Raw genomic sequence first — 12154 nt, 5'->3', positions numbered from 1 at the left:
CAAATGAAAAGAGGCACGAACATCATACCAAATGTTCGTGCCTCTCAATGTATAAGGCCGTCAGAGTGATCTGACGGCCTTTTTGATTGTGTCGTTGAGGCGCTTAGCTTTCGCTTTCTGCCGGTGCGGCTTCACTGCTTTCCGGGGCGCTATCGGCAGTCTCTACTGCGTCAGCTTTGGGAGCAGCCTTTTTGCGTGGACGGCGCGGTGCGCGTTTTTTCACTTCCTTGGCCGGTGCGGCGTCAGAGGTTGCCTCGCTTGCGGCTTCTGCCGGTGCCTCGGTGGCCTCTGCTGCAGCAGGGGTTGCGTCCTCGGCCGGGGCTTCGTCGGTTTTCTTCTTGGTCGAACGGCGCGGCTTTTTGGCTGTGGTCGATTTCGACTTTTCAGCCGGCTTGCGCTTGGTCGCCTTTTTCGGGGTTTCCTCGTCGTCAGAAGGCTTTTTACCCAGGCTTGAAGCTGGGACTTCGGTCAGAAGGAAGCTTGGCACGTGATCGCCAAAGCCGATGACCGGTTTGTCATCGCGGTCATCACGGTCGCGGCGGTTGTTCCGGTTGTTTCGATCATTGCGGTTGTTGCCGCGATCATTATTGCGATCGTTGTTCCGGTCATTGTTGCGTGCTTCGCGGGCAGGAGCCTTGGGCGCGCTATCAGCTTCTTTTTGCGGCTGCGCTTCGGCCTGTGCCGGTTTGCCTTCTTCTGCCGTGTCCTTTTTGTCCGACTTGTTGTCGGATTTGGCCGGACGGGCGGATTTGTCATCTCGGCTGTTGGGTTTGCGGCTTTTCTTGTTACGCCGTTTCTTGCCGGAGAAGTCCAGCTCAAGCGTTTCAATGCCGTCAAGTTCGGTCAGCGGGATGTCCATATTGATGGTTTTGTTGATCGCAGCGACCAGTTTGCCATCTTCGGGCACGGCCAGGGTAAAGGCCTTGCCATCGCGACCGGCACGGCCGGTACGACCGGTACGGTGCACGTAATCTTCGGCGTTGAACGGAACATCGAAGTTAAACACGTGCGAGACGTCGGAAACATCAATACCGCGCGCAGCAACATCCGAGCAGACCAGAAGGGTGATCTCGCCGGATTTGAATTTTGCCAGCGTCTCGGTGCGTTCGCTTTGAGCCAGATCGCCATGCATGCGGCCGGCATTGAAGCCGTGCTTGGTCAGCGACTTGTAGAGGATGTCGACGTCTTTTTTGCGATTACAGAACACAAAGGCGTTGCGGACATCTTCGGCGCGGATCAGGCGACGCAGGGCTTCGCGCTTGTCGAAATCATCCAGAACAAGGAGTTTATGTTCAACCGTAGTCGCCATGGTCGAGGGCGGGGAGACGGTGATTTCCTTGGGATTGGACAGGAACTTGTCGGCAAGGCGTTTGATTTCCTTGGGCATGGTCGCCGAGAAGAAAAGCGTCTGGCGCTGCGTTGGCAGCATCTTGACGATTTTTTCAATGTCGGGAATGAAGCCCATGTCGAGCATGCGGTCGGCTTCGTCAATCACAAGCAACTTGCAATCAGAGAGCAGAAGCTTGCCGCGCTCAAACGTATCGATCAGGCGGCCCGGGGTTGCGATGATGACATCGGCACCTTTTTCAAGAACCTTGCTTTGCTCGGCAGCCGATTCACCGCCAATGATCAGGGCCTTGGACAGCGAGATATACTTGCCATAGGTGTCAAAGTTCGCGGCAACCTGGGTGGCCAGTTCACGGGTCGGTTCCAGAATGATGGAACGCGGCATCCGCATGCGGGCGCGACCATGATGGAGAATATCAAGCATCGGCAGCGTGAAGCTGGCGGTTTTGCCCGTCCCCGTTTGCGCACAGCCCAGAATGTCGCGTGCCATCAGCACCGACGGAATAGCTTGAGCCTGGATCGGGGTGGGGGTGTCGTAGCCGGCATCAGAGACGGCTTTGAGGATATCTTCGCTCAGACCGAGATCGGCGAAATTCATATGGTTCGTTTTCCCGCAATGAAATGCGTTGAGGTTAAGCTGATCGCTAAAATCTGATTGCGTCGTAAAGCCAAGCCTTAATTAAGTCAAGAAAAACGCCGCGTAAATGGCTTTGAAAACCCATTCTGCGGTCTTTGAGAGGCTTGTTTGCAACAATTTGGCAGCGTAACCTGCCATTACGCATAATATCGATAATATTCTGGGAGAAAACCGGTGCTGATGGATGCAACGCGTTCAAGTTTGCTGATAATCGACGTTCAGGAAAAGCTTTATCCGGCGTGTGAGGCGCCGGACCAAATCATCGCCAATTGCTGTTTTCTGGTGAAATGCGCCAACCGGCTTGGCGTGCCGGTGATCGTTACTGAACAGTATCCCAAGGGATTAGGCCATACCGCCAGGCAGATTGTTGATTTGCTGGAAAAGCCCGGTGATACATCCGAGGGCGGCAATGTTGTCTCCAAGGTCGCGTTTTCTGCCATTCCGGCAGATGGCTTTGTCGAGAAGATGGAAGAAAGCCCGGGCCGTGATCAGGTGATTGTCGTGGGCATGGAAACCCATGTTTGCGTGTTGCAAACCGTGATGGATCTGATCGAGCGCGGGCGTGAAGTCTATGTCGTGGCCGATGCGGTGACATCGCGGAGCGGCTCGGACAAGATTTTTGGCCTTGAGCGGATGCGCGATGCCGGGGCGAAGATCGTCACTGCTGAAAGTGTCATGTTTGAATGGCTGCGCGTCGCCGGAACGCCCGAGTTCAAGGAACTGAGCGCGCTGATTAAATGACATCACTGAATGATCAGAAGACCGGGCACGCAAAAGGTGATGGCGTGCCCGTGGTGTTTTTATCGGGCATGCTGGCCGATCAGCGCATGTGGCACCCGGCACTTGATGCTTATGCCGCACTTGCGGACGCGACCAAGCCGGCAATTGCGCCGGTGTTTTGCGAGTTGTTTGATCAGGATACGGTAGCTGAGATGGCGCGTGCGGTGCTGGAAACGGTACCGGATCGCTTTGCCTTGGTGGGCATGTCGATGGGCGGTTATGCCGCCTTTGAAATCCTGCGACAGGCGGGATCGCGGGTCAGTCACCTGATGCTGGTGAATACCAGGGCAACAGCAGACAGCGATGCGGTGCGCCGCCGACGTTTGTTGCTGTCGCGTATTGTCACGGCCAAGCAGCCATTTGTGGCGGTCAATGACGGGATGCTTGATGAAATGCTCCATCCCGATAACCGCCATGATGAGGCGTTGGTATCCTTGATCGCCAAGATGGGCGATGATTGCGGGCCAGGTGTTTTCGAACGCCAAAACCACGCGGTTGCTATGCGTCCGGACAGTATGGTCACGCTTGGCAAAATTGATGTGCCGTGCAGCGTGATCGTGGGTACGCATGACCACATCATAAGCCCCGAAAGTCACCGGGAAATGGCAGATGCCATCCCCGGTGCGACTTATCAGGAAATTGCAAGTGCCGGGCATTACGCGCCGCTAGAGCAGCCAAGCGTGTTTGCACAAGCATTGGCCGAGCTTCTGAAGCGTTAGCAGTTCGGCAGGAACGGGCTGCAATAATGATCGTCGCTGGTATTTGTGTTGCGTGGGAACAATGCGAAATTGACGGTGTCGGCGTTATTTTCGATCTGATCCGCCAGCTGCTCCCTATTAAAGCGCCCACGCGTCTCAGAGATGATCTTATCGCCAACACAGAAGCCAAACCGGATCACCACGCGTTCATCGCTGTCCCCCATCCCAACCGATTTCGGATCGGTGCATAACTTGCTGCTCATGGTTGACTGTTCCGGGGTGACGACGACGACCATGCGGTTCTCAGGTTTGATGGTTTCACCGTCTTTGATGTCATTTTGATCTGTTACGAAATGCAGGCGTGGTGCATAGCCATGGTTAGACATAGCCGAACTCCAAAAATCATTGGAGAAGGTGTTATCTGCATCAACCACTTCAAGCATCATCACACGGCTTGGTGCGCCAGCTGTTTTGAAACTGTCAACTTCTGAGACGTTGTAGTGAGCACGCTCGAATGTTGCGATGTTGCACCCAGCAAGCAGAAGCAGGCCGCTTGCTGCAACGGCGAATGACAGAGTGCGTTTGAGGGGGGAGCAGTTTGGTGCGCGCGAGTTCATCTTAGCTATCCTTGGGGGCTTTGGTCCAATACCCTAGATATTGTCTGAAAATCGCCGAAGTCACGCGCTTGGGGCGATTTTTTGCTCAGGTGTCGTCTTGTCATTGAGCGGATAACAAAAAACCCGGCACGCTGGCCGGGTTTTGAGTGGTGGTCTTTGGTGCCGATCAGACGTCGATATCTTCGACGAAGCGGGCATGTTCCTGAATGAACTGGAAGCGAAGTTCCGGCTTTTTACCCATCAGGCGGGTGACCAGATCCTTGGTCTGACCGCGTGCGTCCGGTTCGGCCGCATCTGGCAGGGTCACGCGCAGGAGTGTACGCTTTTTCGGGGCCATGGTGGTATCACGCAGCTGGGCCGGGGGCATTTCACCCAGACCTTTAAAGCGGGAAATCTCGACCTTGTTGCGGTTCTTGAATTCGCTTTCGACCAGAACTTCTTTTTCGGCGTCATCCATCGCATAGACCGATTTGCCGCCCTGGGTCAGACGATAAAGCGGCGGCATGGCGAGGTAGAGATTCCCGCCTTCGATCAGACCGGGCATTTCCTGATAGAAGAAGGTCATCAGAAGGGATGCGATATGCGCGCCATCAACGTCAGCATCGGTCATGATAATGACGCGTTCATAACGCAGATCATTGATGCGGAAATCGGACCCTGAACCGCAGCCAAAGGCTTCGATCATGTCCTTGATTTCCTGGTTGGCCATCATCTTGTCGCGGGTCGCCGATGCCACGTTGAGGATTTTACCGCGCAGTGGCAGGACAGCCTGGGTTTCGCGGTCGCGGGCCTGCTTGGCAGAGCCGCCTGCAGAATCACCCTCCACCAGGAAGATTTCAGTGCCGCTGGCGATTGAACGCGAACAGTCGGCAAGTTTGCCCGGCAGACGCAGACGGCGCGTGGCCGACTGACGTTTGGTTTCCTTTTTCTCCTTGCGGCGCTGACGTTCCTCAGCGCGCAGGATAATGCGTTCAAGCAGACGCTTGGCGTTTTCGGTATCCCCGGTCAGCCAGTGGTCGAAATGGTCGCGAATGGCGGTTTCAACCAGTTTGGTCGCGTTTTGCGTGCCAAGCTTTTCCTTGGTCTGGCCCTGGAATTGCGGATCCGGGATGAAGACCGACAGCATCACACAGCCACCACCCAGGACATCCTCGGCGGTGATCGCCGATGCCTTTTTCTGCCCCAGCATATCGCCATAGGCCTTGATCGCCTTGGTCAGGGCATAGCGGAAGCCAGCCTCGTGCGTGCCGCCAAGCGGGGTCGGGACGGTGTTACAATAGGAATGGAAATAGCCTTCACCGCTTTCCGGCCAGCCAATCGCCCATTCAACACGGCCGGGGCTGTCTGAAAACTTTCCTTCGCCCGCAAACGGACGGTCGGTGATCATTTCGCGGCCTTCAAGGGTCATCTCGAGGTAATCGAGAATACCGTTGGGGAATTTCAGGACTTCCTGCTGCGGGGTCGGGTCGTCACTGGTCAGAAGCGACGGGTCAACCGACCAGCGGATTTCAACGCCCTTGTAGAGATAGGCCTTGGAACGGGCCATGCGGAAGATGGTCGCAGCCTTGAGCTTGGCGCGTGCACCGAAAATCTCGGGATCGGGTTTGAAAATAACCGTGGTGCCGCGACGGTTGTTGATCGCACCGCCATCCTGAAGCGGACCGAGCGGGGTGCCCTTGGAATACTCCTGGAACACCATTTTCCGATCACGGCAGACTTCAACACGGAATTTTTCGGTCAGCGCGTTCACCACCGACATACCAACACCGTGCAAACCGCCCGACGTCTCATAGGCCTTGCCAGAGAACTTACCACCGGAGTGCAGCGTCGTCAGGATGACCTCAAGCGCGGATTTGTCCGGAAATTTCGGATGCGGGTCGGTCGGAATGCCGCGCCCGTTATCACGCACCAGCACGGTATTATCCGGCTGCAATTCCAGTTCGATCCAGTCGGCGTGGCCTGCGACCGCTTCGTCCATGGAGTTATCGAGAATTTCCGCGACCAGATGGTGCAAGGCAGCATCATCGGTGCCGCCGATATACATACCGGGGCGTCTGCGGACGGGCTCAAGCCCCTCGAGAACTTCAATATCCTTGGCGGAATAGGCTTTGTCGGTGGACTGGTTTGAATCTTCAAAAAGGTCGGTCATGCCCCGGAACGCAACTTCTTTTATTGTGTTAAAACAAGGCCCAATACCGTATATCTGTTCTTCGATATTCAGGGCTTGGAAGCCTCGGCGCTAAACGAGTACCATATCTTTATCGGTTCGTACCATATGATCGGTGCGCACCGACCATAAAAATGTGTTTTTGAATCCATTGCAAGTGGTGGTCGCCAAATCCGATCATATTTTCGCAAAGAACTGGATGCAGAAAACCGCGACCGGGAGGTCCAATAAAAAAATGGCAGCCGCAATGTGCATGCCGCAAACTGGAGTGAGCCTGATGGCGAAAGAGAAAGAGCAAGCCCTTTTCGCAGAAAGCACCATGCCGCGTGGTGATTTGTGTACCCGAACCCTTGCCATGCCCGCAGATACCAACCCGAGTGGGGATATCTTTGGTGGCTGGCTGATGTCGCAGATGGATATTGCCGGTGGCGTGCTGGCTAGCCAGATTGCCGAAGGCCGTGTAGCGACCATTGCAGTTGATGGCATGACATTCCATCGCCCGGTTTATGTCGGCGATACCGTATGCGTGTATGGCGATATCGAACGCATCGGTAACACATCGATGGTGCTGCATCTTGAAGCCTGGGTGCTGCGCCGCAATCAGCCGCCGCGCATCAAGGTGACCGAAGCGACCTTTACCTTCGTTGCCATCGACGCCGAAGGGCGCCCGCGCCAGGTCCGCCGCGACGAGGCAGACGCCTAAGTCAAATTCAAAACAAATTCAGGAGCCCCGCCATGCAGAGCCGCGCCGTGTCTTATATGATGACCCGTCTGGTTTTGGTTGGCGGGGCTTTGTTCTTTTCGCTCTCCGCCCATGCCGGGGAAGCCGATGTGGTGGCCGCCAAGGCAACCAAAACCGGTGATGAGACCTATCGGTTTGATGTGACGGTTGCGCATGAAGATACTGGCTGGGATCATTATGCCGATGTCTGGCAGGTGATCGGGCCGGATGGTGCGGTGATGGGGGAGCGGGTTCTGGCCCATTCGCATGTCAATGAGCAGCCCTTTACCCGGTCTTTGTCCGGTGTTTCGATCCCGGCTGATGTCAAAGGCGTCACGCTGAGGGCCGGGGATCTGGTGCATGAATTTGGTGGGGCTGAACTGTATCTCGAACTGCCGGCAGAGGTCGGACAGACCGCGACTGTTTCGGATTAAGCAGGCAGGCAGAGCGCAATCAGGCCCATGGCCGGTTCGCCAAGGGTGAGCAATCCGACCGCAATCAGCGCGCAGGCAATCACGTTTCTGGCGATTTTTCCCAAGTGATCACGCGTTGCTGACCGCTGCAGGAGGTTGATGCCAAGCGCGGCAAAAATCACCGCGGGCAGGGCGGCAAGGGCAAAGCAGGCCATAAACAATCCGGCCTTGGCAACTGTACCACTCATCATCGCAGTCAGAAGCGCGTTATAGACCATCGCGCAGGGTGTCAGGCCGAGGGCAGCACCGAGTGAGAATTTACCAAGCCCGGCCCGGAATGCGGTGGGGGTGGTGTTTGGTGTTGGCGTGGTGTGTGGACTTTGTCCGTTGGATGGGGCGCCTGCCAACGCCGGGCGCAACGCGGTTTGAAACAGGAATTTCGGCACAAGACGATCAAGTCGGTGGAGGGCCGGGGCAATACCGATGACCGCCAGACCGGAATAGATCACTACGATCCCGGCAATGACGCGCAGGACCGGTTGCCAGCCGGCGGTAACCAGCAGGGTATCAAACGCGCCACCAATCCCACCGACCACAAGACCGGCGAGAATATAGGTCGTACTGCGCCCGATTTGCATCAGGACAAGTGCCCGAAATTGCCGGTTGGCAGGACCTTTATGCAGGCCGCCTGCGGCAAGGATGTTCGAGGCAATTGCCCCGCACATCCCCGCGCAATGCAGGCTGCTGGCAAGTCCCAGCAAAAGGCCACTGATGATCACATAATGGATCGACATGATGTCATGTCCTGATTGCCAAAATCAGATCAGCATTTTGCCGGACAGCTGGCATCGTTCTTTTCCGGCGGCAGGTTGATGCCCGGGTTGCCATCAAAGAAGCCCATCGGCATCAGCTTGAAGCCGGTGGTGACACAAGGCTGAACCGGGAAATCTTCCATGCGGACCTGATGATGCAGGCCAAAGACGTGCCACATGACAAGATCGGTATTCTGAAGACCGCGATCCTGTTTGATGAAATCGGTCAGCCCGCCACGCCCATCAGAATGGTTCATGAAATCACCGGCTGGGAAGCGTTCCTCGGGATCATAAGCGGTGAACCAGACATGGTTTTCAATGAAGCTTGCGCGTTTGCCCGATGGATAATCGGGGTTGATGAACGGCGTGACGCAATTGGTGGCATCAAGCTTGTAACCCACCGGACGACCGGTTTTGCCAAGCTTGTTGGGATTGACGACCTTCCAGTAGCGCTGCGAAGCTGGATTGGTTTTGCGTGCTGCAGCCAGTTCGGATTCCAGCACGGTTTCTTTTTCAAAGAACGCGTTGCCAAAGGGGTTTTCCGGACCGGGTTCCTCGGCAAAGGTGTTGCATTCGACCGGACTGTTGCCATAGCCATCAATCGCCATATCAAGCCGCGCACAGAGGATGTGCTGATGGATCTGACCGGCAACACCTGGGGAGACTTCAACCGCATATTTGCCGGGTTCACCGGGCAGGCAGGCGGCGGTGTTGATGATGCCGGTTGCCTTGACTTCAAATTCGATCATGCCATCCAGGAACAGATACCAATAGAGCGCATATTCATAGTTGCCGACGGTGCAGATGGTGGAAATCACCAGCTTGGCGTTGCGGCGGCTTTCAGTGCGTTCGGTGCGGAAATCCATATGTTTCCAAAGCAACCCAGCGTCTTCTTCGTGGATGCAGATGGCATTTTCAATCGTCCACGGCTCGCCATTCATGGTGTTGAGCGTGACATCAAGATATTTGATCACGCCAAGGCAGTCACAGCCCAGCGTCAGAGAATTGGCCAGCTTGCCGATTCCATATTCGCCGATATCAAAGACGTTCTTGCGATAATGGCCGTTATCGGGGCTGCCATAGGGCACGGTCATTTCAACGATGGAGGCACGATGGACAATCGGGCGGCCATTGAACTTGATGTCATGCAGGGTCAGCGATTCACGCGCATTGAAGCCAATCACAAGTTCCCAGTTGCGCCAGGTGATCTTGTTGCCCTCCATCTTGAAGTTCACACCTTCGGGCTGAACAACGTTGATCGGTTTGGCTTTGGGCTGGAATTCGTCTTCTTCGAAGAAGTCGGCTTCGTAATTGACTTCGGCCTCTGGGATGGGGGCGCCGCCATAATCATCAACCCGGATGACTTCCTTGGACAGCAGATCGACAACCGCATTCAGGCCTTCGATCGGGTTGGCATAAAAGTTGGAATTTTCGCGTTTGCGCAGCCAGCAGAAGACATGCGCCAGATGGCGACCGTCTTCGCCCGGTTTGTCGAAATTACCTGCCGACCAAGGATCAACGCAGACCATCGACATGTCCGTGATACCGCGTTTTTTACATGCTGCGATAAAAGTCGGGTCGGAGCAGACGATTTCCTCGATCTCGACAAATTGTTCAAGCTGGATCATCGGGCGTTTGCCCGGCAGTTCCTGGGCCGAGATGATCTTGGCAGCGTCCAGATCAAGCACGAGCTTGGTGACACTGACCTTGGTCGAATCAAACACATTGACGCGTGCCTTGCGGGCAATCGCATCACCCGGTTTGAAATCGGCGAGCTCATCCTTTTCGGGTTCCATCAGCTCAATGGTTTCAAACAGGGTATTCTCGCCGTAAGGCGGATCGGCGCGCACGATTTCGGCGACCTTGTTGATTTCCTCGGCCGTGAGGGGCTGAAGCGGGTGGGTGACCTCGACCTTTTCACTGCTGCAACATTTATCCATTCTTATTCTCCCTGATGAAGGTGTCTGATCGCGGGCCGGATCACGCCGGCCGAACACAGGCAATAGCAACCGCGTTGGTGGCGCGGAGGGGTTTTGAATGGACGTTGTTCCCAGGACTTAAGGCAATTGCCGACAAACGCGTTTGACCATCGGGGGATGTCGAATGAGCGCGATTTCCCTGATCGGCGATTTTGTATTTTTCTATTTCTAAAACGCTAGCCAAACCTTGGCGGTCTGTATTTGACATTTGGTGCCAAAATGATCGCAGCGGCTGGCATCACGAAGGCAGCTGTCGTTCAATTGGCACATCAATTGAATGCGATTGATATGTAACTGCCCATGGAATGGATAACCCATGAAACGTGTTTCGGGTGCCATTGACCGTTCTGTTCTAAACAGTGTGATGGGAATGCTTGGTGAGTCCGGCATCGATCATGTGGGGCTTTCTGCGCGCGCGGGGCTTGCCGGGGCGGGGCTTTTTATCTCACCGCAATCGACGCCTTTGATGATTTTTACCACCATGCTGGAGCTGGCGTCTGATGCGACAAACAATCCGGCATTGGGATTATTCCTTGGTGATACATGGGGTTACCGTGGTCTGGGCAAACATGCCGAGATGGTTTTAAGTGCGCCGACACTGGGACACGGGCTTGAAAAATTCGCGCGCTTTTTCCCGACCCTTCAGGGCAGCACATCCTTTTCACTGTCGGTCGAGGATAGTCAGGCGAAGCTCTCGTACCGCATTGCCGAGCATGCGGTGAGGACTCGAACGCAGGATGCAATTTTCAGCGAAGCGTCATTTCATTCGCTGTTATCGGCAGCCCTTGGCGATGACTGGCAGCCAAACTGCATTGATTTTGAACACCGAAATGACCGTGGATTAGGCATTTTTCAGAATCATTTCAAATGTCCGGTGCGTCTGGGCCAGCGCGAAAACGCGCTTTTTCTGCCAGCACAGCTTTTAAACAAGCCGATGAAAAACGCCGATCCTGATCGGCATTGGCAGTTGGTTACTGAATTTCAGACCCGCGCCGAGCGGCTTAAACAGAATGTCGATCTGCCCACGGCGACCAAGGCATGGATTGTCGCGACATTGTGCCGTCATCGTCAGATTGATGTTCATGACGCGGCCGACGAATTTTCCATGAGCCTTCGCAGCTTCCAGCGCGAATTGGATCAGGAAGGCACAAGCTTTCGTAAAATTCGCGAAGAGGTGCGCGGTGGCATCGCCAGCGACATGCTACGCCTGACCGACCTTCCAATCCCCGATATCGCCGAACATCTGGGATATAGCGAGCTTTCAGCGTTCAGCCGCGGCTTCAAGGCCATGACCGGCACATCGCCGGGACAATTCAGACGGCAGCTTTCGGACGCGACTTCTCATGCATAGTTCGAGAAACCAAGCTTGCTAGATGTTGGCGAGGATTGGATTTTCGCGTCCCAGGATGCGGGCAATTACCGTGCCGTTATCATCGGATCGATAATAGATGGTGTTTGAGCCAAACACGCAGCGCCGATAGCCGGGACGGATGGCGTCTATTGTCTGATAAATTGATGGAAATTGCGCGATGCTGTCGAACTTTTCGAACAGGGCATCGAAATAGATATCAGCCTGTTTCTGGCCGAAAGTTCCTATGCCATAGCGGTAGATCCGTTTGATATCGTCTTCTGCACGTTTGCTCAGACGATAGGACGGCATCAGGCGATTCCCGCTTTGACAGCGCTACGGATATCTTCCTTGGTCGCGTTGGAAAGACCGCTTTCTTCTGCTTCGATCAATGCACCGCGAATGCGTTCGATTTCGGCCATGCGCTGCTGTTTCTCGCGCAGGGCTTCGCGGACGATTTCGCTGTCAGATGCGTACTGACCGGTCGCAAGCTGGGTTTGAATCCATGCTTCCTGTGTTTCAGTGACCGTGATGCTTTTCTTGATCATCGGGTTATCTCCCCGCACGTGTGATCCTACTTTATCCTACCATGGGCGACATTTGCAGTGCAATTGGCGGAATATAGTGGAAGGAGT

The 12154-nt window shown here is 55.1% G+C and carries 12 protein-coding genes; 5 read left to right on the top strand and 7 right to left on the bottom strand.

Going from position 1 to position 12154, the window contains the following annotated elements; translation table 11 throughout:
• Positions 1–103 precede the first annotated feature (103 nt).
• Positions 104–1945, bottom strand: a complete 1842-nt coding sequence (locus tag ACXAF0_RS19560; RefSeq protein WP_475347500.1) for a DEAD/DEAH box helicase — start codon at positions 1943–1945, stop codon at positions 104–106.
• 219 nt (positions 1946–2164) lie between these two features.
• Between ACXAF0_RS19560 and ACXAF0_RS19555 the strand changes: the two genes are divergently transcribed.
• Together ACXAF0_RS19555 and ACXAF0_RS19550 are read left to right on the top strand one after the other, a co-directional pair.
• On the top strand, positions 2165–2725 hold the full coding sequence (locus ACXAF0_RS19555; protein WP_475347502.1) for a hydrolase: 561 nt from the start codon (positions 2165–2167) through the stop codon (positions 2723–2725).
• Positions 2722–3483 (top strand): alpha/beta fold hydrolase, encoded by a 762-nt coding sequence (locus tag ACXAF0_RS19550; RefSeq protein WP_475347499.1) that lies wholly within the window; start codon positions 2722–2724, stop codon positions 3481–3483. The genes ACXAF0_RS19555 and ACXAF0_RS19550 overlap by 4 nt, the downstream gene beginning before the upstream one ends.
• Here ACXAF0_RS19550 and ACXAF0_RS19545 read toward each other — a convergent pair.
• The gene (locus ACXAF0_RS19545; protein ID WP_475347498.1) at positions 3480–4079 is read right to left on the bottom strand and encodes a hypothetical protein; all 600 of its coding nucleotides are present in this window, start codon (positions 4077–4079) and stop codon (positions 3480–3482) included. The genes ACXAF0_RS19550 and ACXAF0_RS19545 overlap by 4 nt on opposite strands.
• Positions 4080–4245: 166 nt before the next feature.
• A complete protein-coding gene (gene parE, locus ACXAF0_RS19540; protein WP_475347497.1) occupies positions 4246–6228 on the bottom strand; it encodes a DNA topoisomerase IV subunit B in 1983 nt (660 codons plus the stop codon).
• A gap of 295 nt (positions 6229–6523) precedes the next feature.
• On the opposite strand from parE, the gene ACXAF0_RS19535 reads away from it, so the two are divergent.
• Both ACXAF0_RS19535 and ACXAF0_RS19530 read left to right on the top strand, forming a co-directional pair.
• Positions 6524–6949 (top strand): acyl-CoA thioesterase, encoded by a 426-nt coding sequence (locus tag ACXAF0_RS19535; protein WP_475347496.1) that lies wholly within the window; start codon positions 6524–6526, stop codon positions 6947–6949.
• Positions 6950–6981: 32 nt separating this feature from the next.
• Entirely contained in the window at positions 6982–7401 is a 420-nt protein-coding gene (locus ACXAF0_RS19530; RefSeq protein WP_475347495.1) for a hypothetical protein, read from the top strand.
• On the opposite strand, the gene ACXAF0_RS19525 is transcribed toward ACXAF0_RS19530, so the two are convergent.
• Together ACXAF0_RS19525 and ACXAF0_RS19520 are read right to left on the bottom strand one after the other, a co-directional pair.
• Positions 7398–8174, bottom strand: coding sequence for a sulfite exporter TauE/SafE family protein (locus tag ACXAF0_RS19525; RefSeq protein WP_475347494.1), 777 nt, complete (start codon positions 8172–8174; stop codon positions 7398–7400). The two genes, ACXAF0_RS19530 and ACXAF0_RS19525, sit on opposite strands and share 4 nt — an antisense overlap.
• Positions 8175–8203: 29 nt before the next feature.
• Positions 8204–10132: a primary-amine oxidase gene (locus ACXAF0_RS19520; protein ID WP_475347493.1), complete on the bottom strand. Its 1929-nt coding sequence runs from the start codon at positions 10130–10132 to the stop codon at positions 8204–8206.
• 355 nt (positions 10133–10487) lie between these two features.
• On the opposite strand from ACXAF0_RS19520, the gene qhpR reads away from it, so the two are divergent.
• Entirely contained in the window at positions 10488–11522 is a 1035-nt protein-coding gene (gene qhpR, locus ACXAF0_RS19515; protein WP_475347492.1) for an AraC-like transcriptional regulator QhpR, read from the top strand.
• Positions 11523–11540: 18 nt separating this feature from the next.
• Here the strand turns inward: qhpR and ACXAF0_RS19510 are convergent, their stop codons facing one another.
• Positions 11541–11831: a type II toxin-antitoxin system RelE/ParE family toxin gene (locus tag ACXAF0_RS19510; protein WP_475347491.1), complete on the bottom strand. Its 291-nt coding sequence runs from the start codon at positions 11829–11831 to the stop codon at positions 11541–11543.
• Positions 11831–12067, bottom strand: coding sequence for a type II toxin-antitoxin system ParD family antitoxin (locus ACXAF0_RS19505; protein ID WP_475347490.1), 237 nt, complete (start codon positions 12065–12067; stop codon positions 11831–11833). The genes ACXAF0_RS19510 and ACXAF0_RS19505 overlap by 1 nt, the downstream gene beginning before the upstream one ends.
• Positions 12068–12154: the final 87 nt, after the last annotated feature.

This window comes from Thalassospira sp. ABD4_177 (genome assembly GCF_056160125.1).
This window is presented reverse-complemented; position numbering and strand designations above follow the sequence as displayed.